We start from the raw sequence: 25,653 nt of genomic DNA, 5'->3' as shown, positions 1-25,653 counted from the left end.
CATAAGATCAAAGGAGGGGCTTAGATGAGTACTTTTAAAATTGGAATCATTATGAATGGAGTAACAGGAAGGATGGGGACAAGGCAGCACCTGATCCGCTCGATCGTGGCTATCCGTGAGCAAGGGGGCGTTGATCTCGGCAATGGGGACATCCTTATGCCGGATCCTGTGCTGGTAGGAAGAAATGAGGGCAAATTGAAAGCGCTGTCAAATGAGTTTGGGATTAATCGCTGGACTACAGACTTAACGGAAGCTCTCGCTGATGAGCATAATGTGATCTATTTTGATTCTCAAACGACTACACGACGTGAGGCAGCCATCAAACAGGCGATTGCCGCCAATAAACATATCTATTGTGAAAAACCGACGTCCACTTCTTTGGAAGGGGCTTTAGAGCTGGCTCGGTTAGCGCAGGAAGCAGGAGTGAAAAATGGGGTCGTGCAGGATAAATTATTCCTCCCTGGTGTTATGAAACTAAAAAGGTTGATTGATTCTGGCTTTTTCGGTGACATTCTTTCTGTACGCATGGAATTTGGCTATTGGGTGTTCGAAGGTGACTGGCAGGAAGGGCAGCGACCGTCCTGGAACTATAAAAAGGAAGCCGGCGGAGGAATTGTTGTAGATATGTTCCCGCACTGGCGCTATGTTTTAGACCATTTATTTGGTTCCGTAAAGGCTTTGTCCTCTCTTGTTGCTACCCATATAAAAGAAAGAGTTGACGAAGAAGGGAATACTTATCAAGCAACTGCTGATGATGCTGCTTATGCGACTTTTGAGCTGGAAAATGGTGTGATCGCCAGTGTGAATTCTTCCTGGGCTGTCCGGGTGGACCGTGATGATTTACTTACAATCCAAGTGGATGGAACCGAGGGAAGTGCTGTAGCAGGGCTTAGAAATTGTAAAACGCAGCACAGAGTAAACACTCCTAAACCAGTCTGGAACCCAGATTTAGAAAACACGATTGATTTCCAGGATCAGTGGGTGGAAGTTCCGGATAACCAGCTGTTTGAAAATGCTTTTAAAATTCAATGGGAAATGTTTTTGAAGCACGTTCACCAGAATGAGGAGTTTGATTGGGATTTGTTAGAAGGGGCAAAAGGGATGCAGCTGGCTGAGCTTGGCTTACAATCTTCAAACGAAAGACGGTGGCTGAAAGTGCCGGAATTAAAGGTAGGAGGAGGAAGCCGCAGTGAATCCTATATATCTACCTGATAAAAATGGAACAATCAGCCGATACTCGCTCGTTCATTCTACGCCATTAGCGGTACCTTCAAAAGCAAAGTTCACTTCACGGGTTGCTTATTCAGCGGCTCATGTCGTGGCTGATCCATTTGGAAGCGATGACCCTGTAGTAAACCCGGCGGTTGATTGGGAGTCTACGATGAAATACCGTCATTACTTATGGTCACTCGGGATGTCTGTTGCCGAAGCAATGGATACTGCCCAGAGGGGAATGGGCCTTGGATGGGGAGATGCGAAGGAACTGATTACTCGTTCCGCCAAAGAGGCAAAAAGTGTAGGAGGAGATATCGCATGCGGGGCTGGAACAGATCACCTTGCTCCACACCCTTCGGTGACGATTGAAGAGGTCATTCAAGCTTATGAGGAGCAGGTTGCGCACGTGGAGGCGTCCGGGAGCAAAGTGATCTTAATGGCCAGCCGTGCTCTTGCTGCATGTGCTCAATCCCCGGAGGATTACAAATATGTGTATGAAAGAATTCTCAGCCAGGTTTCCCGTCCTGTTATACTCCATTGGCTCGGAGATATGTTTGACCCAAACCTTGCTGGATATTGGGGACATAATCATGTAGATCAGGCGATGGACGTTTGCCTGGAAATTATCAGTGATCAGTCAGATAAAGTAGAAGGAATTAAAATTTCCCTGCTGGATGAGAAAAAAGAAGTCCAAATGAGAAGGCGTCTCCCTGAAGGTGTCCGCATGTACACAGGAGATGACTTTAATTATCCTTCTTTAATTGAAGGTGACGAACTTGGTTACAGTCATGCACTATTAGGAATATTTGATGCGATTGCTCCTGCCGCTTCCTCCGCTCTTCAGTACTTAGATGAAGGAAAGGAAGAACGCTTCAGGGAACGTTTGGATGCTACGGTACCACTTGCCCGCCACATTTTCCAAAAGCCGACGTACGCGTATAAAACAGGAGTGGTATTTCTCGCTTACCTGAACGGCCACCAGTCCCATTTCCGAATGATTGCCGGAGCTGAGAGTGCTCGTTCGATTCTTCATTTCACAGAGTTATTTAAGCTTGCGGACCAAGCGAATGTTCTGACAGATCCCGATCTTGCGATGCAGAGAATGAAGCCTGTTTTAGAACTGGCAGGAGTTTCACAAATGGAGGTTGTCAGATGAGTGAACTAGTAGATAGTAAACGCATCAGTTTAAACCAGATAACGACTGAAAACTGGTCCCTTCAGGAAGCGATTGAAGGGTGTGTGCGTAATTCTGTTCCTTCCATATCGATTTGGCGTCACAAAATCAGAGAAGTGGGCCTGAAGGAAAGTAAAAAGATGGTTGAAGATTCCGGTCTTGCTGTTTCCAGTATTTGCAGAGGAGGAATGTTTCCAGCAAAATCAGGCTCCGAAAGAATGGAGCGGATTGAAGATAATAAACGCGCCATTGAAGAAGCAGCTGAGCTTGGAACTGATGTCCTGGTGCTTGTCTGTGGTCCTTCTCCCCACAAAGATATTCAAGAAAGCAGGCGGTGGGTCAGGGACGGGATTGAAGCACTCATCCCCTATGCAAAAGAGCATAACGTAAAGCTTGGAATTGAACCTCTGCATCCGATGTATGCAGCAGACCGTTCTGTAATCACCACCCTTGGGGAAGCGAACGCTATGCAGCAATCACTCGGCTCTTCCTCAGTCGGCGTCATTGTAGATGTTTTCCACGTTTGGTGGGATCCATTCTTATATGAAGAAATTAAGCGGGCAGGCGGCACGATCTTAGGGTTTCACGTCTCTGATTGGAAAGTTCCGCTTCCAGATATCTTTAAAGGCCGTTCGATGATGGGGGATGGAGTCATTGACATCCCTGGAATTAGAAAAGCCGTCGAGGATAATGGCTATACAGGACCAATTGAAGTAGAGATTATAAACCAGGAGATCTGGGACCAGCCTGGGGATGAGACTTTAAAAGTCATGAAAAAACGTTTTGTCGAACATGTGTAGAGCAAGAAACGGCGCAGGCATCTGCTCCGTTTTCTTTGCCGTTAAAACTGCAGGGAGATGATGAAATGGATCAAACATGCAGAATTGCTTTAGTCGGAATTGCCGGCTATGGAGAAGAGTATTTAAAAGAACTCGATAAAGAAAACAGGCTTGATTGGATACAAGGGGTAGTGGATATTTATCCCGAGAAAAGCAGCTATTATGAAACGTTAAAAAAGCTTAAGGTTCCCGTTTATTCATCCTTGGACCAGTTTTTTGCCAATGAAAAAGCAGATCTGACCATCATTTCTACTCCGATTCATTTACATGCTGTTCAGGCAATTACAGCTATGGAGAACGGCAGTCATGTCTTATGTGAAAAGCCCATGACCAGCTCGTTAAAGGATGCCGAAAGAATGAGAGAAGTGCGTGATCGCACAGGGAAATTTACAGCAATCGGCTTTAATTGGTCGTTCAGCGAATCCGTAACCAACCTGAAAAAAGATATCCAGGCAGGAATATTCGGTAAAGCGGTTAAAGGAAAGGCTCTTGCTTTATGGCCAAGAAATGAAGCTTATTATAATCGCTCCAGCTGGGCGGGTAAAAAGTTTAGTTCCGATGGTGCACCTATTTTTGATAGTATCGCAAACAACGCGACTTCTCACTTTCTGCATCATTTGCTTTATGTGCTCGGGGATACTCAGAAGCACAGTGCAAAGCTCACCCATGCAGAAGTCGAGCTTTATAGAGTGAATCCTATTGAAACTTTTGATACGTGTGCTTTTCGAGGAAAGACTGAAAAGAATGTTGAATTGCTGTATTTAGCTTCTCATGCAGTTATCGACCAGCGGGGTCCACAGTTTGAGATGGAATTTGAACAGGCATCCGTAGTATATGAAGTCGGAAGTCCCATGAAAGCGGTATGGATGAGTGGGGAAGAAAAAGTGTATGGAGATCCGGAAAAGGAAAAACTTCACAAATTAGAAGTGTGTATAGAAGCAGTGCTGAAAGACAATCATGAGGTGCGTTGTACCATTGAATCAGCTTATTCCCATATGCTTGCGATCCAAGCAATGCATGAGGCTGTTCCTGATGTCCCATCTTTGCCGGAAAGTCTGATTAAAGTAGAAGAAGAATCGAAAGTATCCTATGTAGAGGATTTATTTGATGAATTCATGGAAACTTATAAGGAATGGAAGCTTCCTTCAGAAATGAAATTGAGCTGGACTTGGCCCAGTCAACGGGTGGATATTAGACAAGGCGCTTACACTTATTAAAGGTAGGACATGATTTAACGTCCCCTTTATAAAATGAAAGTATGAGGGAATTAGATTTGAATTTCATGTATCATAAAAAATCCGAATGATGGTGAACTCTTATGATTAAAAGTTCCCCCACATTCGGATTTTATTATGGCTTCCACACTTTTTATCACAGCCTCTATTGCTTAAGAAGGTACTCTTCGCCTGACATTTTTCATGATAAACCCGCTTTTGGGCAAAGAAGGGATTTCACGAAGACTGTAATGTAAATCCTGTTTAGGTAAATCGAAATCCAGCTCCTCAGCCATGAAGGAAAAGCTTGCCTTCAACACCTCAATTGTCGGCCATTCACCAGGGCAGCGGTGTCCTTGGTGGTAATCACCACCGCCTTGTGGAATCAAGTCGAACATCCCGCCTTTCTGTTTATGAAAACGTTCCGGGGTAAATTGTTCCGGATTTTCGTAAAGACGCGGGTCATGGTTCGTACCATATAAATCGAGCAGCACAAGCTGCCCTTTTTTAAAAGGGTATTGCTGCCATGTAAAATCTTTAACTGCTATAGCTCCTAAAAAAGGGAAGAAAGGAAAATACCGTCGCACTTCCTGAGTAAAGGCGCGTAAATAGTGTTCATCGTTAGAAATCCTTTTCCTTATTTCAGGATTTTCTCTCATAGCTGACGCCCCGAATACAATAAACCTTGAGATGGCTACCATCGGACGTAGAACGTTTAATAATTCTACAGAGGCAGTGTGAGCGTCCAGCAGTTCTCCATGAGTATCCCGGTGCACAGCCATCTCGTGGAGAGCGCTTCCTTCTTTAGAATCCAGTTCACCCTTCCTGCACTTTTCAATCAATGCTGCTGCCCAATCTTCCAGTCGTTTCCTTGCACGACGGCTTGCGAAATGGTCTGGCCCCAGTTTTGCCGCTCCTTCGATCAATTTATTAAAATCCTTCGCACGTTTCTTTGTTTCTTTACTTTCTAAAGGGACTCCAGCCCATTCACACGCTGTTTTTGTTAACAGCACAAGCATTTCTTCAAACAGAACCACTTTCTTCTCCGACTGCCATTTCAGCAGAGCCTGTTCCCAATGGTGGAGGGTAATCTCATGAAGAAGCTTTAAAGATTCTGGTGTCATGAGGGTCATAAATACGTTTTTACGCCGCCTATGTACATCTCCATCCAGTGTTTGAACGCCATCTTCTCCAAAGAGAGTTTTTAATACACGTGGCGGCATTGCGCTATTCCGCTGCATTCGTTCATTATCATAAAATAGCTTCGCGCCTTCTTCCCCGCTGAGAAGGGCTGTTTTGCTTCCGAGAATTTTTGTTTCATAAACATCCAAATGATGATTTTGAACCCGCTTCTGAATAAATTGATAACCATCTTTAAAAATGGCATAAGTGCGGTCAATACCTTTATCTTTAGGGACTTTTACAACCATTAGCAGTATACCTCCTTTAATGATGTCTTTCTAATTATCTCACATTCCCTTTCCTAAATGAGAATTAACCAAAAAAGTCGATGCTGATGGAACAGGGTGTTCATGCACAATAACGATTATTTTTTTATAAAAATTATAAAGTTGATGTTTTATTAAGAAAATATCGGGAACAAAAGGTTATGTAGAGTCTACATACTATATAAAGGAGGAGCTAAGTATGAGTGACGAGCATCAGAATAAGAAGCGAGAGCAGATGGAGAAATATAGTACAAATGACGAAGGCAAAATGACAACGAACCAAGGTCAGAAGGTCTCAGAGGATGAATTTTCTTTAAAAGCAGGTGAACGAGGTCCTACGTTAATGGAGGATTTTCATTTTAGAGAAAAGATTACACACTTCGACCACGAAAGAATTCCGGAACGTGCTGTACATGCGCGGGGTTTTGCAGCTCACGGCGTATTCCAGCCCTATGAATCAATGGAAGAATACACAGATGCCGGTTTCTTAAAAGATCCTGCCAAGGAAACACCAGTATTTGTCCGGTTTTCTACAGTTGCCGGTTCTAAGGGTTCTTCAGAAACTGTCAGGGACGTCCGTGGTTTTGCCACTAGATTCTATACTGATGAGGGGAACTTTGATTTAGTAGGGAACAACATCCCTGTATTTTTTATTCAAGATGCTATTAAATTCCCTGATTTGATCCATGCGGTGAAGCCGGAGCCACATACGGGCATGCCTCAAGCCGCTTCTGCTCACGATACATTCTGGGACTTCGTTGCTAACAATCAGGAATCAGCACATATGGTCATGTGGGCGATGTCCGACCGTGCGATCCCTAGAAGCTTCCGTATGATGGAAGGTTTTGGCGTTCATACATTCCGTTTAGTTAACGCCAAAGGGGAAGCACACTTTATTAAATTCCACTGGAAACCTGCACTTGGAACTCATTCCCTCGTATGGGACGAAGCACAGAAGCTTTCTGGTAAGGACGCTGACTTCCATCGCGGTGATTTAATAGAAGCCATCGAAAATGGCGATTATCCTGAATTTGAACTAGGCGTTCAAATTATAAAGGAAGAAGATGAATTTAAATTCGATTTTGATCTGCTTGATCCGACGAAGATCTGGCCGGAAGAAGAAGTTCCAGTCAAAATCATTGGTAAGATGACGCTGAATCGAAATGTCGATAACGTGTTCGCAGAAAATGAACAAGTGGCATTTCACCCTGGAAATGTTGTAAAAGGGATCGATTTCACTAATGACCCGCTGTTACAGGGACGTCTGTTCTCCTATACAGATACTCAGCTTAACCGATTTGGAAGTGCAAACTGGCATGAACTTCCTATCAATAAACCTGTCTGCCCGTTCCATAACAATCAACGCGACGGCTTCATGCGTCAAACGATTAACAAAGGGCAGGTCAGCTATCACAACAACTCGCTTGCTGATAACAAGCCGGAACCGGCTGCGGAAGAGGAAGGCGGCTATGTTCATTACCAGGAAAAAATTGATGGCCATAAAATCCGTGCCCGCAGTGACAGCTTTAAAGACCATTTCTCTCAAGCTACACTGTTTTGGAACAGTATGAGCGATGTAGAGCAAGACCACATCACAAATGCATTCAGCTTTGAACTTGGAAAATGCCAAAGCTCATCTGTCCAGCAGCAAGTGGTTGATATGCTTGCTAATATCAGCCTGGAGTTAGCCCAAAACGTGGCTGGAAATATTGGAGCAAGAGAACCACAAAGCGGAGGATCTAATGTGACAAAATCCTCTCCAGCTCTAAGTATGATGAATACGAAATTTAAGCCGAACACTCGTAAAGTAGCAGTGATTATCGACGATGACTTTAACGGTGAAGATTTGATGTCTGTCGTGAATGATTTGAAAGCTGAAGGCATCCAGCCGGAATTCATCAGCGATAAGCTTGGCGTGAAGAAAGCGAAAGACGCAGGGGAAGCGCAGGTGGATCATACGTTCTTAACTGCTGATTCCGTTCTCTTCGATGCTGTGTATGTAGTAGGTGGAGAGAACATCACAAAAGAATTCTTCACAACAGCAAATAACTTTATCAATGAAGCTTATTCTCACTATAAACCGATCGGTGCCACCCATAAAGGTGTAAAATGGCTGGAAAACAATCGGATCATTGGTAAAGCTGGAGTGGTGACCAGTGATGATATGAAGGAATTTGCGAGCCAATTTAAAGATGCTGTAGCAGCGCATCGCCATTGGGATCGCGAAATGGTTTATGTAGAACTGTAAAATATTTAGCAGCGGCTTAAAAGCTGCCGGGAGTTTCCTGGCAGCTTTTTTCTATGGTCAATAGATAGAAAGAACGGGTTGTTAGTTTTGAAAGAGTCATGTATAATCAAATTAATTAATTAAATGAATTAATTAAAGGGAGGGTGGACATGAAGGTTGGGTGTCATTTGTTTCCGTGGAATGAACAATTAGCTGGTGGAAAACTGCTTCAAGAGGAAGGGAAAAGCATTCTCAGCTGGATTAGACAACAAGGATTTAATGGAATCGAAACAGGTGCTCCTATGGTTCCTTCAGGGCAAGAGGAAGAAACTGCCCGGCTCTTGAAGGGAGAAGGGCTTGAGCTTGAAGCCTTACATATCGGAGTGCCATATTTCACTAAGGAATTCAAGGATGACATGATTCAGGAGGCTGCGAAACAAATCCAAAGAGTTTCAGTCACAGGTGCTAAACGTATGCTTTTTAGTACGTGGGGGGAAGAACGGAAAAGGGACGAAGAAATCACGAAGCTTGCTGACCATATATCCAATCTTGCCCGTTTGGCACATAAACATGGGATGGAATTTCACTACCACAATCATAATCATGAATTTATTGAGAATGAACGTGTCATTCGCCGTCTGCTTACAGAAACTTCTGCTACAGAAGTATCCTTTGCTCTTGATATAGGATGGGTGTACCGAGCAGGGATAGATCCGCTTGGTTTTTATAACGAATTTTCCGACCGCATTCATTATCTGCATCTGCGTGATGTTCTTAGAGATCAGTTCATCGAGATAGGAAGAGGAGAAATTGAATTTCACAACCTGCTAGCTGCTTTCAAAGCTACTAAAGGTAACAAGTCTGTCATGGTAGAAATGGAGCTGGGAACTGATTATGGAGGCAGTTGTGAAACAGCCGAGGGAATTACTTCGGTTGCTTTTGAAAACCTTTACAAAATTTTGTGAATGAGAAAAGAGGGATCCAATTGCGAATTGGGATTGTAGGAACCGGACGTACGATTGGAGTTGCTTCCGACCACTTAAAGGGGATTCAAGCAGTACCTGAGTGGGAGCTCGCTGCAGTATATGACATCGTCATGGAAAATGCGGAGCTGTGGGTCAATCAGCACGGGCTATCTAAGGAAGTGATCTGTGAAAGTCTTGAAGAGTTAATGGGAAAAGTAGACGCCGTTACGATTTGTACAGATAATCGATCACACGGAGCCATAGCGAGAGAAGCGTTTAAACACAACCTGCCCGTGCTTTGCGAGAAACCCTTGTCAATCAATTATGAAGAATCGTTAAAACTTGCTGAAGAAGCTGAGCTGGCAGGAGTGGTTAATTACATGGGCATGCAGTACCGTTATCATCCCTATGCCCAGCTCATTAAAGAGCAAATAGATCAGGGTGAACTAGGAGAAGTCTTTTCTTACCGTCACAAAATCGGCGGCGGGAGAATCGGCAACCCAAACGTGGGGTTAGAGTGGAGAATGAAAAAAGAAACTTCTGGAGCTGGGGCCATTGCTGATTTTGGTATTCATCAGATTGATTTGCTGAAGTACTTTTTGGAGGAGCAGTTCGGACCGATCAGGGAAGTCCAGGCAGAACTGGGTACTTATATTGAAAAACGCCAAGTCAACGAACAAGAAGTCGGTGAGGTTACGAATGATGATTTATCGGTGATGATCCTACGCATGACCAATGGCGCACTCGTTACTTTAAATAATTCCCGTCTTCTTCCCCAAGAAGGAGACGGACTGGAGATTGTTGGAACGAAAGCAGCTCTATCTATGGATCAGGAAGGACGCGTATTCCTTAGAAAGAGAAAAGATGATAACTCGTGGGCAGCGGAGAAGGAAATGCTAGAGTTTCAGGAGAAGCACAAATTTCCTGGACTTGCCCGGGGCAGACAATATCAGGAATTCTATGAAGCGATTACGGAAGGGAAAGCTTATAAGCTATCTTTTGCTTATGCTGCTGAAGCTGCAAGAATCATCGATGCTGGGCTTGAGTCAAGTCAGTCAGGAAAACGCATTCATGTTTCAAAATAATGATTAAGAAAAGAGGAATTTAACAATGAATCATGTGAAATCAGAAGTTGAAAATTTTCAGCTAGCTCCTTTATTTGATCCTGAAAAAGGAAAGTCTATTATTCGGCCGACAAATAACGAAGAAGGGTATTGGGCAGGGGCGCCAACTATATTATATGACGAAAAAGACAGCACATTTTATCTTTACTACCGCTTGAGAAATCCACGTGGCCACGGTGAGGATGAGCGTGGATATGAAGTCAGAATTGCGAGCAGTAAAGATGGTGAAGACTTTACAGATATTTGGAGCATCCACAAAAAGGAATTAAACTCAAGCTCTATTGAACGTTCGGCGTTAATCAAAGCAGCGGATTCCCACTATCGTTTGTATATCAGCTATGTCGATCCTGCAGATAACCGCTGGAGAATTGATGTAATCGAGGCAGCATCTCCATCAGAATTTAAGGCTGGCGACCGTCAAAAAGTCCTGCAGGCTTCTGATTATCCCGGCATTGAAGGAATCAAAGATCCTTATGTTGTAAAAGTCGACAACGGGTATCATATGTATTTTGTTTATGCCAAAGGGAATGAAGGAGCAGAAGTGAAGGACATGCATGGAACGGGGGATGTCCATAATACAGGACTAGCTGTGGCACCGACGGGTCTTGCGGTAAGCTCTGACGGCCTTCATTTTGAATGGACGGATAATGTGCTGCCAGTCGGTCATTCAGGATGGGATCAGTACCAGTCCCGTCTGACTACAATTATTCCTTATGGTGCTGGTTATACGGTATTATGGGATGGGAGCATCGGAGTTGAACAAAACTATGAAGAAAAGAGTGCTCTTGCAGTGACTTTTGATTTGAAAACCTTCGCAAAAGTCACTTATGAAGGACCTCATTTAGAAACAAGCCTGCAAAAAGCCGTCCGTTACGTCGATGGCCTTGTTCATGACAATCATATTTGGTACTACTATGAATACACCCGTGAAGATGGGGCGCACGAATTACGGCTGGCAAAGGTTGAACTATAGGCCGTCATAAGGTAAAAGGTGGAGATCGTGAATGCCATTCATTGGACAGAATACTTTACGAACAAAACAATTGAATAGATCGCTCGTTTTTCAAAGTCTGCTTCGGTTTGAAACCCCTTCAAGGCAGGAGATTGCTTCGTTTACTCAACTGACTCCTGCAACGATTACAAATATTATTGCTGCATTTAAGGAAGAAGGTATTGTCGTTGAACGGGGCAGCGTAGAGAAAAAGCAAAGAGGTGCCGGCAGGAAGACAGTATTGTTGGATGTAAACGAAAATTCCCGGTTGGTCGCTGGGGTGCATGTTCGAAGTGACCGCGTGGAGTTAGGGATTGTTTCCTTAAAAGGGAACGTTTTGGAAACTTCTGAGTTTTCGATTCCTCAAGAAATTAACGAGGAAGATTTTTTACAGCTGCTCGTCGAAAAGCTGACTTCTTTCCTGGCTGCCCATCGCTCGTTGGATGTATCGGCAATTGGTGTCGGAGCAGCAGGCCTTATCGATTTTGAAAACGGTCTTTTATTAGAAGCAGAGCAGCTTGGCTGGAAAGAAGTTGCTTTGGTGCAAGTGCTTCAGCACCATATGGATGTTCCGGTGTTCCTCGATCATCACGTCAGAGGAATGGCTTTAGCTGAAAAATTGTACGGATCCTGTAAAAACGAGACCGATTACTTGTGTGTGTTTATCGGTCAGGGGATTGGTTCTGGATTATGTCTTAAGGATGAAATTTACCGCAGTAACAAGACAGGGGCAGGAGAACTCGGCCATATGGTTTACCAGCCGGATGGCATCCCCTGCTGGTGTGGGAATAAAGGCTGCTTGGAAGGATATGCTTCCGAGGAAGCTGTAAGGCTGAAGCTGAATGCGAGATCGATTGATGAAGTAGTAACGGCGTGTAAACAGGAGGACGAAGCTGCATGGAAAGCTGTTCAGCAAGCAGGCAGTCAAATTGGTACGGCGCTCGTATCCTTCGTTAATATGGTTCATGTAAACCGGATTGTTATTGGAGGAAAACTGGCTGGCACTGAACTGCCTCTGTTAGAGACCATCCATCGGCATGTCAATGAACATTCCTTTCTTGCTAAAAAGCGTGAGATCCAGATCGAGTCGACTTCGCTTGGCAGCAACCTTGGAGTTATAGGAGCAGCAAGTATTGCCTTATTGTATGGAGTTATTTCTGCAGCGACTAATTACTCAAGAGGGTGAAAAAAGATGAATATCGGCTTTCTAACGAATTCGTTAGTAGAACAAGGATTGGATGATATTAATAAAATTAGTGAATGGGCGGCTGTTGAAGGGTTTGAATGCCTTGAAGTAGGACCCAATGTACCTTTTTCCAATTTAGAACAGGTCATTAAAGAAGGAAATATTAACATAGCAGCACTTACTTATTGCAGGAATTTTTTAAGCAGCGATGATTCGGAAGCTGAGGCTCATCAAAAAGAGTTAATTTACCGGATCAAAAAAGCAGGAGAACTGAACATCCCGATGGTAGTGACTTCAACTGGCATAGCGGATGTAGTTCCTTCACAGGAAGACGCAATCAATGCTATCCGAACAATGCCGGAAGCCAGTTTAGATAAAGTAGCCCGTCTTTTTGAAAAAGTGCTCAGGACGGCGGAGAAAGAAAATGTCAAAATTGCCTTTGAAAACTGTCCGCTCATGGGGAATATCGCGATCTCTCCTAAAACGCTGCGCTTATTGTTTGAAAAATTGAATTCTTCCCAAGCGGGGCTCGCCTATGATCCTTCTCATTTTGTGTGGCAGTTCATCGATCCCTACCTGCCGATTGCAGAATTTGGGGATCGCATCTTTCATGTCCACGCGAAGGACACAGAAATTAACCGTGATGATTTAAACAATTCTGGAATTCTTACTGATTTCAGCTGGTGGGATTATCGTCTGCCTGGGTTAGGTGAACTGAATTGGTCAAAACTGTTTCAGGAGCTGACAAAGAGCGGTTATCATGGTGTTATTAGTATTGAACATGAAGATCCAGTGTGGAGTGGAAACTTGGAAAGAACAAAGGAAGCACTCGTTTTTTCCAAAAACTACATTGAATATATTACAAGTAAATAAATCGGTTTAAGTCCTTCTAAAACCCGAATGATGGTGCCAAGATGTCGCCATCGTTTGGGTTTTTATGTCCCGAAGCAGTTCCTTCTGAGTATCGATGACTTCGAAAGTCCCCTGCTCTTTATTATTCATTTTGAGAAGGACAGCGTTTCATTAAGTCCATGGATTGTCATCGGTGCACTATTTAAGGTGTTTTTTCGTGGGTGCACGGTTCACCCCTGGTTTTTTCTGGTTTTGGGCGTTGAAAAATATGTTTCAAATATTTACACTAGTAGAAAGCATTATAATGGAAGCGGTTTATTCAATCTTTTCAATTCCGGTTTTTTCCCGTAAACTATGAATAAGAGAGTATGGAAGCTGGAGGAAAGAAAGATGGAGTATAAACCGATCCGACCTAAGAAAATTTATGAACAAGTGACAGATTCTTTACTGTACATGCTTAAATCTGGACAAATTAAGCCTGGCGATAAGCTGGAATCTGTAGAAAAGCTTTCGGAAAGATTTGATGTAGGACGCTCTGCCATTCGTGAGGCACTCAGTGCGTTAAGAGCGATGGGTGTACTTGAAATGCGCCAAGGTGAAGGAACTTTTGTGAAAACGTATGACCCATCCAGGTTTTCTTTGCCGATTTCGGTTGCTTTCTTAATGAAGAGAGAGAACATCAAGGAACTGCTGGAAGTAAGAAAGATTTTGGAAGTAGGTGCGGTTCATTCTGCTGCTTTGAATCGAACAGAGGAAGATATAGTCAAAATGAAAGCAGCGCTAAAAGCGATGAAAGCAGCTAAAGGAAGCGGCGAATTAGGAGAAAAAGCTGACCTTGATTTTCATTTGGCAGTCGCTAAAGCTGCGCAAAACCATATGCTCTATAATTTGATGAATAGTGTTTCCGAAATCATGATAGAAACGATGAGAGAAACGCGTAAACTTTGGATGATGTCTGAAGAGCGGACATTTACTCTGTATGAGGAACACCGGCTGATTTTTGAAGCGGTCAAGGGAAATGAGGCAAGCGAAGCTCAAAAACTTATGCATGAGCATTTAAGACATGTGGAAGAGGCACTGGCAGGATATTTAGATGTATAACAACGAAGGAAGCTCTGCATGAATGGAATAAGGTAGAGCTTTTTATTTAAAGTAAGTCATCAGATGACCTGCTTAATTTTATAACTGAGGAGGGTTTTTATATGAAAGTTTCTATTTTTATTACGTGTGTATGCGACATCATTTCGAGTGATGTTGGAAAAAACACGGTGGAGTTATTGGAGCGATTTGGTTGTGAAGTAGATTTTCCAGAGCTTCAAACGTGCTGTGGACAGCCGGCTTACAACAGTGGCTATGAGAAAAAATCTAAAGAAGCAATGATACAAATGATGAAGGCTTTTAAGGATTCTGAATATGTTGTTGCTCCATCGGGCTCTTGTGTAGCCATGCTGCATGAATACCCTCATGTATTTGCTTCTGAACCCGAATGGAAGGAAGCGGCAGAGGATTTGGCGTCAAAGTCGTATGAGCTTACGCAATTTTTTGTCGACGTGTTGGAGGTGGTCGATGTAGGATCGAAATTTCAAGGGAGCGCAACGCTGCACCCTTCCTGCCACATGACCCGTCTTCTTGGTGTTAGACAAGCCCCGCAGCTGATGCTTGAGCAGGTGAAGGGTCTTGAGTTAATCGAGCTGCCTTTGAAAGAAGACTGCTGCGGATTTGGGGGAACCTTTGCTGTAAAAAATGCCGCTATTTCTGAAGAGATGGTCAAAGAAAAAGCCTGCCACGTTGTCGAGACAAAGGCAGATTATTTAATTGGAGGAGACATGGGCTGCCTGATGAATATCGGGGGAAGATTAAGCCGTGACGAGCAGCCGGTTAAAGTCGTTCATATTTCAGAAATTTTGAATACTTACTAACGATAGGGGGAGCAAACCTTGGCTATAAGAATCAATGATGCTTCGTATAAAGAACGAATTCAGAAGGGAATTGAAAATGATTTTATGCGCGGAGCCGTTTCCTCTGCACAAGGCCGCTTTCGAAGCGGAAGATTAAACGCTGCAGAAGAACTTGGCAATTGGGAAGATTGGCGGACATTAGGGGAAGAAATTCGTACACATACGCTGCAGAACCTTGATTACTATTTACAGCAGTTAAGCGACCAAGTTGCCAAGCGGGGCGGGCACGTATTTTTTGCCCAGACGGCTGAAGAAGCCAATCAATATATACAAGAAGTCGTCCAAAAGAAGGAAAAGAAAAAAGTGGTCAAGTCGAAATCGATGGTTACAGAAGAAATTGGACTTAATGAGGCATTGGAGGAAATCGGCAGTGAAGTGGTCGAGACGGACCTTGGGGAATGGATTTTGCAGCTGGATGAAGATCCTCCATCTCATATCGTAACCCCTGCGCTTCATAAAAACAAAGAACAGATTCGGGAGACGTTTACAAAGAAAAAAGGCTATGATAAATCAGAAATACCTGAAGAGCTGGCTTCATTTGCAAGAGAGCAGTTAAGAAAAGAATTTCTTTCTGCTGATGTAGGCATTACAGGATGCAATTTTGCGGTTGCGGAGTCAGGGGCAGTCACGTTTGTAACAAATGAAGGGAATGCAAGGCTTGTCACATCGCTTCCGGAAACGCAGATTTCTGTTATGGGGATGGAAAGGCTCGTGCCTACCTGGGAGGAGCTTGATGTGCTCGTCAGTCTTTTGACCCGTGCAGCGGTTGGGCAAAAGCTGACAAGCTATGTAACATCCATTACGGGAACGAAATTAGAAAATGAAGTCGACGGGCCGGAAGAGTACCATCTTGTCATCGTTGATAATGGACGATCCAAAATTTTAGGTACTGAATTTCAATCCGCCCTTCATTGTATACGGTGTGCAGCCTGTATCAATGTCTGTCCGGTTTATCGTCATGTCGGCGGACATGCCTATGGCTCGGTTTATCCCGGACCAATAGGAGCTGTGCTCACTCCGCTCCTTGACGGATATGAGGATCATAAAGAGCTTCCATACGCCTCTTCATTATGCGCGGCTTGTACTGAAGCGTGCCCAGTAAAAATACCGCTTCACGAACAGCTCATCCGTCATCGTCAGATTATCGTGGAAAAAGAGAAGATGGCTCCAAAAGGCGAGCAGCTGATGATGGGCGGCTTTGCAAAATGGGCCTCCAATCCTGCGGCCTATAAACTGAGTACTAAGATGGCTGGGGCAGCGCTGAAACCGTGGACAAGGGATGAAAAAATCACTAATGGTCCCGGCCCCTTGAAAGGCTGGACCGATTCAAGGGATTTTCCTGCCCCTGGTAAGCAATCGTTTCGGAGTTGGTTCAAACAACGGAAGAAAGGGGTTGACCGGAATGACAATAACTAATCGTGATGCCTTTCTAGACCAGGTGGCTGCTAACCTTGGAAGAGAACGAAAAGTTGATGGGGTCGAACGGCCGGACTACAGTGTGCAGCCTCAATGGGAAGTATTTGAAGGACTCGATCCTTTTCAGCTGACAGACCGGCTGGAAGCTCAATGTAAAGCGATTCATACAACGTTAAAACGAACTTTAGCGAGTGAGCTGCCTCAAGCTCTTCGTGAGGTCGTTGCTGAATATGAAGGGAAGTCAGTGGTTGCTGCAGCAGATCCCGTAATGAGGAATATGGACTGCCCACTTTTTTTAACCATTTGAAGCAAAGAGGGATCGACCTTCATATCTGGAATCCTCAAGAAGGGAAGAAGAATCAGGAAATCGCTGAAAAGGCTGACGTTGGAATAACCTTTAGTGACGTAACCTTAGCTGAATCAGGAACGGTGACTTTATTTAATGATGCCGGCAACGGCCGGTCGATCAGCTTGCTGCCTAGAACTTATATCGCCATTATTCCGCAGAGTACCATTGTACCGCGGATGACTCAGGCGGCAAGACTTATCCATAGAGAAAATAGTCAAGGACATGACGTATCTTCTTGTGTGAGCTTTATAACCGGACCAAGCAACAGTGCAGATATCGAAATGAATCTGATTGTGGGGGTACACGGGCCAGTAAAAGTGACTTATATTGTCGTTGAAGATAAATAAAAAGGCTTGTGAATAGTTAAGCGTCAAGGATTCGTCACATTCGAACCGGATTCCTGACGCTTATCTTTCTATCAATGCTCCGCGTTTTGAATGGTTAAGAAAAGGGAATATTTTATTATTAATCTTTGTAAATGCTGTTGGATTTTCCTCAAAAAAATTCTGCTTTCACTGAATACAGCCTCTCGATGCAAGAAGTGGCCCCTCCCTCAAGCTTTACCGATACTTAACCCCTATCTTTAAAGAGTAAAATACTACCTGCTGTTTGTTTAGAAGCAGCTGACCATCCATCTAGAAGCAGTTTCCTGCGAGTAGCAAAGCCTTCCATTCATTTATTAATTACCTGTTATATCCAATGATCCACATACTTTGTCGGATGACGGTTGATGTAGTATAGTTATGGTGAATGTGATTTTTCAGAATAGAGTGTAAAAGACGAGAGGAGTACAACAAATGACTCAGCAAACATTTTTGTATCAACCGAGGATCGCAGACGTCTTGAAAAATATTAACCAAGTAATGATAGGGAAAGAAGAAGCGGCTCTTCTCAGCGTCGTTGCCCTTCTAGCCAAAGGTCATGTGCTTTTAGAGGACGTTCCAGGTGTAGGAAAAACCATGCTCGTACGTACACTGGCTAAATCCCTGGATTGTGAGTTTAAACGAATTCAATTTACACCAGATCTTTTACCTTCAGACGTAACTGGTGTGTCGATATATAACCCGAAAAAGCTGGAGTTTGAATTTCGTCCTGGTCCAATATTAGGGAATATAGTCCTGGCCGATGAAATTAACCGCACCTCACCAAAGACCCAGTCCGCTTTGTTAGAAGGAATGGAAGAGACAAGCATTACTGTCGACGGAGAAGGAATTCCACTAAGCGATCCTTTCTTCGTAATGGCAACCCAAAACCCGATTGAGTATGAGGGGACTTATCCTTTACCGGAAGCCCAGCTTGACCGTTTTCTTTTAAAATTGAAAATGGGGTATCCATCGCCAAAACAGGAGATGGAGATGCTGGCACGAACTTCTGAAGGTCATCCAATTAATGAAATTCGAGCAGTTATGACAAAAGATGAATTAATTGGTATTCAAAAAGAAGTTGATAAAGTATATGTGGACCAAACTGTTAATCGTTATATCGTAGAGATTGTAAAAGGAACGAGAGAACATAAAGGTGTCTACCTTGGAGTGAGTCCTCGTGGATCCATATCATTGATGAAAGCGGCCAAGGCTTATGCTTTTATTCATGATCGTGATTATGTCGTACCGGATGATGTGAAGTATTTGGCTCCGTATGTACTTTCTCATCGGATGATTTTAACTTCAGAAGCCAGGTTTGAAGGGGCGACAGAAGAATTTATTATCGAAGAGCTGTTATCAAGAACGACAGTCCCAGTCTCTAGGAACATTGGAAAATGAGGTACTCCACTCAATTTATTGTGAAGCTTTCGATCGTAATCATCCTTTTTGTCACCTTGTTTTCGTATGCCATGTTTCAAGGCGGGTTTGTCAGCTGGTTTCTCTTTTATGGGTTCCTGCCTTTCCTCATTTATATGGCTTGCCTGCTCGTTTATCCAATTCATCAATGGGAAGTGGAACGCCACCTGTCCAAAAGTGTAGCAACTGGCGGAGAAACCATTGATGTGGAAGTGACTTTGACGAGGAATTTTCCGTTTCCACTCTATTATTGTGTAATAGAAGAATACTTTCCTGATTCGTTGAAAAGGAAAGATACCCACCTTGAAAAATTTCGTCATATGGACAAGCCTGAGGATTTGAAGGAGCAAAGAAGGGTAACGCTCGTTTCATTTCCATGGTTCAAAAAGAAAATCGAGTATTCCTATTCATTGGAACGGGTGCCTCGGGGCGAACATGATTTAAAATCCATCCGGGTAAAAACCGGGGATTTTTTTGGATTTGTAAAAAGGGAATTCGTATATGAGACTGAGCAAAAACTGCTCGTGTTTCCTTATAAACGCAAGCTCAATATGATAGAAATGGTGTACAGCTTTGAGCAGGGAGCAAGTCCTTCCTTTCGGTTAAACGAAAAAAACAGCAACGTGGTGACCGGGGTAAGAGATTACATGCCGGGAGATAAGTTTGCCTGGATCGACTGGAAGACAACTGCTAAAAAGAATGAGATGATGACGAAGGAATTTGAACAAGAGAAAAGCGCTGATATATTAGTCATTTTAGATGCTGTTTATCATCCTTCCATGAACCCTCTAGCTTTTGAGGGAGCTGTTGAATTTACTGCTTCTTTGTTAGATGAGCTCCATAAACAGTCGTCACAGCTGGCTTTTATGACTTTGGGAGATGGAAAGCAGTTCTTTCCCTTTCAGCAGGATTACAAACATAAACAAATGATCCAGCGTCAACTCGCCAAAATCCGACCGCTTGGCCGTGTGCCATTTGCCCAGCAACTGGACCGGGAGCGTACCCAGCTGCCGAGCGGCATGATCACGATGATCATCAGTCATCATTTAGATGCCCAAACAGAGCAGGCTCTTCATAAACTTGCACAGAAATCCAGAAAGCTGCTGTTCTTTTATCTCCGCCCGCAGAGCCAGATGAGCTTTCAGGACCATCAGCTGATTAAAGCTTTGAAACACCGTGGAGTTGTAGTGAATGTGCTTTCGGAGGAACACTTAATTCAAGAAGAGTTTGGGGTGAACACCTAATGTTTAACCGGACAGAAGACCGCCCGTCACTAATCTATCAGCTAGCCATCTATTTATGTGGTTTTCTGCTGTTTTGCGAGTGGCTGCGGCCGCTTGATACGATCACCAATACTGAAGATACGACCGTTTTCTTTATTTACGCAGCTTTTTGCTTTTTTATTTCCTTTCTTCAATTAAATTGGTGGCTCTCAGGGCTGTTAAAGCTGATAGGACTTGCTTTCATTCTTGATGGATTGTATATTGCCGAACGCATATTCAGCAGGAATTGGTTTGGTGTATTGTACGATCAGGTGATCTACAATATTCAGGTGATTCAGGCTCAGCAGTGGTGGGCAATGACCCCGTTATTTAGAAGTCTTTTGTTTCTAATATTGCTTTGGCTTATGAGCTATTTGCTGTATTACTGGTTTGTTGTGGCAAAGCGCATGTTTTTCTTTGTCCTATTCACGATTATTTATGTAACCGTAATTGATACATTTACGGTATATGACGGCCACTGGGCGATCATCAGAACTTTTATCATTGCTATGATAGCTCTTGGGCTGTCGAGTTTTTCCTCAGAAATGGACAGGGAGTTCATCCATGTTTCCAGATTGAAGAAGGCTCATCTATGGGTGCTTCCGCTGCTTTCGGTCGTGCTTTTTTCTACGATCATAGGCTATGCATCACCTAAACTTGCCCCGCAGTGGCCGGATCCGGTCCCATTTATTAAGAGTGCTGCAGGAGGAGATGGAGCAGGCGGAAAAGGAACCATCCAAAAAGTGGGTTACGGGGAAAACGACTCGAATCTTGGAGGATCGTTTATTCAGGATGATACCCCGGTCTTCCACGCAATGGCTGACCAAAAGAGGTATTGGCGAATTGAATCCAAGGACGTCTATACGGGAAAAGGCTGGGAGGATTCGCTGGCCGAAGATACGAAAATGATGCCGCCAGGGAATATTACCTATCGGACTTTTACAGAGGAAGTGAAGACCGAAGAGCATACGGCGTATCTTTACTTTTCTGATCAAGCAAAATTCAACAAGCTGGTTTATCCTTATGGGGTAAAAGCTGTCGCCGGTTCTCCTGAAGAAATCGATTTAAGACTTCATGAAAATACAGGTGAAATTGATACACTGTTAAGCGGAGGCAACGGAGATGTCACCCAATTGAACAGCTATAGTGCTGAATACGAGGCACCTTCTTTTGAATATGACCAGCTTCGTGAATCGAGTACGGATGACCCGCAGCAAATAAAAAACCGTTACCTTCAGCTTCCTAAGTCTTTGCCGAAGCGTGTTGAAAAATTGGGACGGGAGATAGTCGCTTCTGAAGACAATCGGTACGATAAAGCAAAAGCAGTAGAATCCTATTTCTCTGCGAATGGTTTTGAATACTCTACTAAAAACGTAGCTGTTCCCGAAAAAAATGAAGATTACGTAGATCAATTTCTTTTTGAATCGCAAATAGGCTATTGTGACAACTTTTCAACTTCTATGGTCATTCTGTTACGAAGCCAGGGAATTCCGGCACGCTGGGTTAAAGGATTCACTGGAGGAGAACCGACCGGGGATACGGAGCAGATTAGAGGGAAAAATTACAATGTTTATCAGGTGACTAGTGGAAATGCGCATTCCTGGGTAGAAGTTTATTTTCCTGACGCAGGCTGGGTTCCATTCGAACCGACAAAAGGGTTTACAAACAATGCGGATTTTTATACCCAGGTCGATACTCCTGAACCTGATAATTCAGACCCCCAATCCGACAGCAGTCAAAAGCCCGAACAAAATGCCGGGAATCCAGCGCAAATTGAAGATGAACAAGCAAGCTCTGGAGGATTATCCCTTCCAACCTCAGAAGGTGGAGGTCATGTATGGATTTGGATTACTCTCGTGTTCCTTGCTGCCGCTTCGGCATTGCTTTACGTTACGAGATATCGATGGATTGCCGCGTATCTCATCAGAAAGTATCGTAGAAATGAAGAGAAAGAAACCTACGAAAAAGCTTACCAATTTTTGTTAAAGTTATTAGATCATAAAGGAATTAAAAGGAATTCCGGACAGACCCTTCGTGATTATGCAAGAGAGGTGGACCGGCGTCTGCAATCGAGCGAAATGCGCCAGCTCACTAATAGTTATGAAAAGGTGCTGTATCGAAATGAACAAGGCGGAGAACAATGGAAGAAAGTCACTGAATTATGGGAAAATTTAATTAAAAAAGCATTGTCTTGATTCCCGCTGCACCGGTTGGTAGAATGGTAGGAAATTAACGCATTCATCCTTCGTATATCCTCGAGAATATGGTTCGAGAGTCTCTACCGGGGCACCGTAAATGTCCTGACTATGAAGGTGGGAATCATAGTCATATACATGTATGGACTTGGATGGATTTCTGCCTTCGCTGATTATTGCTGAAGGCAGAAGTCCATTTTTTATTGTTTGACCATTGCACAATTTGTGCTTTTATTAAAAGATAGATCGTCGTTTGAATGACAAGGAACTAAAGAAAAGGAGCTGGAGAGAATGGAGCAAGTAGAAGGAATGATTCTCGTTCTTGACTTTGGAAGTCAATACAATCAATTGATTACACGCAGAATTCGTGAGTTTGGTGTGTACAGCGAGCTGCATTCCCATAAGATGACAGCTGAAGACATCAAAGCATTAAACCCAAGCGGCATTATTCTTTCAGGAGGACCAAACAGTGTGTATGGGGAAGGAAGCTTCCGTTGTGACGAAGACCTTTTTGAATTAGGAATTCCTGTACTGGGGATTTGTTACGGCATGCAGTTAATGACCCACCACTTTGGTGGTGAAGTGAAGCGTGCAGATGAGCGGGAGTATGGAAAAGCAGAGATGGATGTCATAAATGATTCTCTTCTCTTTCATAAAACCCCTCGTGAACAGACAGTCTGGATGAGCCATAGCGATAAAGTCATTGCCCCTCCAGAAGGTTTTCAAACGGATGCCACAAGTCCATCCTGTCCAGTAGCAGCTATAAGCAATAAGAAGACGAGCATGTACGGGGTGCAATTCCACCCGGAAGTGCGTCATTCCGAATACGGCAATGACCTCCTGAGAAGATTTGTGTTTGAAGTTTGTCATGCGAAAGATGACTGGACGATGGAGCATGTTGTAGAAATGGAAGTGGAGAAAATCCGTGAGCAGGTAGGCGATCGAAAAGTACTTTGTGCTTTAAGCGGTGGAGTTGATTCTTCAGTCGTGGCTGCTTTAATCCACAAAGCTATCGGTGATCAGCTCACTTGTATTTTCGTAGATCACGGTCTGCTTAGAAAAGGAGAAGCAGATGATGTCATGCGGACTCTTGGAGAAGGATTTCACATGAACATTATTAAAGTAGATGCACAAGAACGCTTCTTAAGCAAGCTGGAAGGAGTCTCTGACCCTGAGCAGAAACGTAAAATCATTGGCAATGAATTTATTTATGTATTCGATGATGAGGCAGACAAGCTTAAAGATATTGACTTCCTTGCGCAGGGAACGCTTTATACCGATATCATTGAAAGTGGTACGGAGACTGCTCAGACGATTAAATCGCATCATAACGTAGGCGGACTGCCGGAAAAAATGCAGTTTGATTTAATTGAACCGTTAAATACACTGTTTAAGGATGAAGTACGAGCTCTAGGCACAGAGCTTGGGGTACCTGAACATATCGTCTGGCGTCAGCCTTTCCCTGGACCGGGTCTGGCCATACGAGTATTAGGGGAAATTACAGAAGAAAAGCTTGCAATTGTAAGGGAATCCGATTATATCCTGCGTGAAGAAATTAAAAAAGCCGGACTGGACCGCGATATTTGGCAGTATTTTACGGTTCTTCCTAATTTTCGTTCGGTAGGGGTAATGGGAGACATGCGGACGTATGATTACACGATCGGCATCCGGGCAGTCACTTCCATTGATGGAATGACATCTGACTGGGCACGTATTCCCTGGGAAATTCTCGAGAAAATTTCCAACCGCCTTGTCAATGAAGTCGATCATATTAACCGGGTTGTGTACGATGTTACAAGTAAGCCGCCTTCAACAATTGAATGGGAATAACGAACATTTAACAGAAAATAAATAATTAATGTTCGGTTTTTAACTTGACGAAATCAAAGGACGACTGTAAGATATTTAAATATAAAGATGAACTAGAAACACCTTCGTATAATTTTGGGGATAAGGCCCATGAGTTTCTACCAGACCACCGTAAATAGGTCTGACTACGCTGGTGAATGGCTGAATTCAGCCATTTGAATCAGTGAAGCGTAGACACTCTTATCTTTGAGAGTGTCTTTTTGCTTTTGTAAGAACGGGGTTATCTTCTCAATCAAACGAAAGGGAGGAGAGAATAATGAAGAAATTTTTTCGTTTTGAAGAATTAGGAACAAATTATCGGACGGAGTTTATCGCTGGGTTAACTACTTTTCTGGCGATGGCTTATATTTTATTCGTCAATCCATCTACGCTTGCCCTTGATGGAATCGACCAGCTGCCAGAAGGCATTACAAGAATGGATAAAGGGGCGGTGTTTACAGCAACTGCAGTAGCTGCAGCCATTGGTACTCTTGTGATGGGCTTACTTGCCAAATACCCTATTGCTCTTGCTCCCGGGATGGGATTGAATGCTTTTTTTGCTTATACGGTTATGCTGGATTATCAAATCCCTTGGGAGACTGCGCTTGCCGGCGTGCTGGCTTCAGGTCTTATTTTTATTTTACTTACTTTATCTGGCTTGCGCGAAAAAATCATTAATGCCATTCCTGCGAATTTGAAACTAGCCGTTGGCGCGGGGATCGGTTTGTTTATCGCATTTATCGGCTTTCAGAATGCCGGAATCGTCGTAAACAGTGATGCTACACTCGTTCATTTAGGAGACCTTTCAGCTCCCGCTACATTGCTCGCTATATTCGGAATCATCGTTTCTGTCATTTTATTGGCGATGGGTGTTAAAGGCGGGATCTTTTACGGGATGGTCCTTACGTCCATTATGGGAATGATCACCGGGCTGATCGATATTCCTGGTGCGGTTGTCAGTTCAGCTCCAAGTGTCGCGCCAACTTTTGGCGAAGCATTTACCCACTTCGGAGACATTTTTACAATGAATATGCTCGTTGTCATCTTAACGTTCCTTTTTGTTGACTTCTTTGACACAGCAGGAACTTTAGTTGCAGTAGCCACTCAGGCTGGATTTATGAGAGATAACAAGCTGCCCCGTGCAGGAAGAGCACTCTTTGCAGATTCCACGGCAACCGTTGTAGGCTCCATTGTAGGAACGTCCACAACTACTTCTTATATTGAATCGACCGCAGGTGTAGGAGCAGGAGGCCGTACAGGTTTTGCTTCTGTAGTGACAGCAGGATTCTTTATTCTTGCTTTGTTTTTTTCCCCGTTGCTTTCAGTCGTTACCGAGTCTGTAACAGCTCCAGCGCTGATCATTGTAGGAGTGCTGATGGCAACTACGTTGAAAAATATTGATTGGGATCAGTTTGAAATTGCTGTTCCTGCCTTTTTTACAATAGCAGCGATGCCTTTGACTTACAGTATCGCTACAGGGATTGCAATTGGATTTATTTTCTTTCCGATTACGATGATGCTGAAAGGCAGAGGAAAAGAAATTCACCCGATCATGTATTTGCTTTTTGTAATTTTTGTTTTATATTTTATCTTTCTTGCATAAAAAAAA

General features: G+C 43.6%; 19 protein-coding genes, 1 pseudogene and 2 riboswitches. Of the genes and pseudogenes, 19 read left to right on the top strand and 1 reads right to left on the bottom strand.

Annotated elements, in window-relative coordinates:
• Positions 1–24: 24 nt before the first annotated feature.
• The 4 genes from MUN89_RS20010 (at position 25) to MUN89_RS19995 (ending at position 4,445) form a co-directional block, all read left to right on the top strand.
• Positions 25–1,212, top strand: coding sequence for a Gfo/Idh/MocA family protein (locus MUN89_RS20010; protein ID WP_244709813.1), 1,188 nt, complete (start codon positions 25–27; stop codon positions 1,210–1,212).
• On the top strand, positions 1,190–2,371 hold the full coding sequence (locus MUN89_RS20005; RefSeq protein WP_244709811.1) for a dihydrodipicolinate synthase family protein: 1,182 nt from the start codon (positions 1,190–1,192) through the stop codon (positions 2,369–2,371). Before MUN89_RS20010 ends, MUN89_RS20005 begins: the two co-directional genes overlap by 23 nt.
• Positions 2,368–3,189, top strand: a complete 822-nt coding sequence (locus tag MUN89_RS20000; protein WP_244709809.1) for a sugar phosphate isomerase/epimerase family protein — start codon at positions 2,368–2,370, stop codon at positions 3,187–3,189. The genes MUN89_RS20005 and MUN89_RS20000 overlap by 4 nt, the downstream gene beginning before the upstream one ends.
• Before the next feature lie 65 nt (positions 3,190–3,254).
• Entirely contained in the window at positions 3,255–4,445 is a 1,191-nt protein-coding gene (locus tag MUN89_RS19995; RefSeq protein WP_244709807.1) for a Gfo/Idh/MocA family protein, read from the top strand.
• A gap of 170 nt (positions 4,446–4,615) precedes the next feature.
• Here MUN89_RS19995 and MUN89_RS19990 read toward each other — a convergent pair whose 3' ends face one another.
• A complete protein-coding gene (locus tag MUN89_RS19990; protein ID WP_244709805.1) occupies positions 4,616–5,872 on the bottom strand; it encodes a cytochrome P450 in 1,257 nt (418 codons plus the stop codon).
• A 217-nt stretch (positions 5,873–6,089) separates the two neighbouring features.
• On the opposite strand from MUN89_RS19990, the gene MUN89_RS19985 reads away from it, so the two are divergent.
• From MUN89_RS19985 to MUN89_RS19915, 15 genes and pseudogenes are all read left to right on the top strand, one after another.
• The gene (locus tag MUN89_RS19985; RefSeq protein ID WP_244709803.1) at positions 6,090–8,138 is read left to right on the top strand and encodes a catalase; all 2,049 of its coding nucleotides are present in this window, start codon (positions 6,090–6,092) and stop codon (positions 8,136–8,138) included.
• 149 nt (positions 8,139–8,287) lie between these two features.
• Complete coding sequence (locus tag MUN89_RS19980) at positions 8,288–9,082, top strand: sugar phosphate isomerase/epimerase family protein (protein ID WP_244709801.1); 795 nt, start codon at positions 8,288–8,290, stop codon at positions 9,080–9,082.
• Positions 9,079–10,167 (top strand): Gfo/Idh/MocA family protein, encoded by a 1,089-nt coding sequence (locus tag MUN89_RS19975; protein WP_244709799.1) that lies wholly within the window; start codon positions 9,079–9,081, stop codon positions 10,165–10,167. The genes MUN89_RS19980 and MUN89_RS19975 overlap by 4 nt, the downstream gene beginning before the upstream one ends.
• Positions 10,168–10,192: 25 nt before the next feature.
• Positions 10,193–11,179: a hypothetical protein gene (locus MUN89_RS19970; protein WP_244709797.1), complete on the top strand. Its 987-nt coding sequence runs from the start codon at positions 10,193–10,195 to the stop codon at positions 11,177–11,179.
• A 31-nt stretch (positions 11,180–11,210) separates the two neighbouring features.
• Positions 11,211–12,383, top strand: coding sequence for an ROK family transcriptional regulator (locus MUN89_RS19965; RefSeq protein WP_244709795.1), 1,173 nt, complete (start codon positions 11,211–11,213; stop codon positions 12,381–12,383).
• A 6-nt stretch (positions 12,384–12,389) separates the two neighbouring features.
• A complete protein-coding gene (locus MUN89_RS19960; protein ID WP_244709793.1) occupies positions 12,390–13,256 on the top strand; it encodes a sugar phosphate isomerase/epimerase family protein in 867 nt (288 codons plus the stop codon).
• A gap of 369 nt (positions 13,257–13,625) precedes the next feature.
• Positions 13,626–14,336, top strand: a complete 711-nt coding sequence (locus tag MUN89_RS19955) for a FadR/GntR family transcriptional regulator (RefSeq protein ID WP_256464004.1) — start codon at positions 13,626–13,628, stop codon at positions 14,334–14,336.
• A gap of 101 nt (positions 14,337–14,437) precedes the next feature.
• A complete protein-coding gene (locus MUN89_RS19950) occupies positions 14,438–15,154 on the top strand; it encodes a (Fe-S)-binding protein (RefSeq protein ID WP_244709791.1) in 717 nt (238 codons plus the stop codon).
• Between the two features lie 18 nt (positions 15,155–15,172).
• Positions 15,173–16,609 (top strand): LutB/LldF family L-lactate oxidation iron-sulfur protein, encoded by a 1,437-nt coding sequence (locus tag MUN89_RS19945; protein WP_244709789.1) that lies wholly within the window; start codon positions 15,173–15,175, stop codon positions 16,607–16,609.
• Positions 16,596–17,305: pseudogene (locus tag MUN89_RS19940) on the top strand (LutC/YkgG family protein). Before MUN89_RS19945 ends, MUN89_RS19940 begins: the two are co-directional and overlap by 14 nt.
• Positions 17,306–17,755: 450 nt before the next feature.
• A complete protein-coding gene (locus tag MUN89_RS19935; protein ID WP_244709787.1) occupies positions 17,756–18,721 on the top strand; it encodes an AAA family ATPase in 966 nt (321 codons plus the stop codon).
• Complete coding sequence (locus tag MUN89_RS19930; RefSeq protein WP_244709785.1) at positions 18,718–19,983, top strand: DUF58 domain-containing protein; 1,266 nt, start codon at positions 18,718–18,720, stop codon at positions 19,981–19,983. Before MUN89_RS19935 ends, MUN89_RS19930 begins: the two co-directional genes overlap by 4 nt.
• Positions 19,983–22,196: a DUF4129 domain-containing transglutaminase family protein gene (locus MUN89_RS19925; protein ID WP_244709783.1), complete on the top strand. Its 2,214-nt coding sequence runs from the start codon at positions 19,983–19,985 to the stop codon at positions 22,194–22,196. Before MUN89_RS19930 ends, MUN89_RS19925 begins: the two co-directional genes overlap by 1 nt.
• Before the next feature lie 30 nt (positions 22,197–22,226).
• A riboswitch (purine riboswitch) is annotated at positions 22,227–22,328 on the top strand.
• Positions 22,329–22,487: 159 nt separating this feature from the next.
• Entirely contained in the window at positions 22,488–24,026 is a 1,539-nt protein-coding gene (gene guaA, locus MUN89_RS19920; protein ID WP_244709781.1) for a glutamine-hydrolyzing GMP synthase, read from the top strand.
• Between the two features lie 84 nt (positions 24,027–24,110).
• Positions 24,111–24,213, top strand: a riboswitch (purine riboswitch).
• 108 nt (positions 24,214–24,321) lie between these two features.
• Positions 24,322–25,647 carry an NCS2 family permease gene (locus tag MUN89_RS19915; protein WP_244709779.1) on the top strand — a complete coding sequence of 442 codons (1,326 nt, stop codon included), beginning with the start codon at positions 24,322–24,324 and terminating at the stop codon, positions 25,645–25,647.
• The last annotated feature ends 6 nt before the right edge of the window (positions 25,648–25,653 follow it).

Origin of the sequence: Halobacillus salinarum, assembly GCF_022919095.1 — a bacterium.
GTDB lineage: Bacteria > Bacillota > Bacilli > Bacillales > Halobacillaceae > Halobacillus_B > Halobacillus_B salinarum.
The sequence above is the reverse complement of the archived record's forward strand: the minus strand, read 5'-3'. Positions and strand labels throughout refer to the sequence as shown.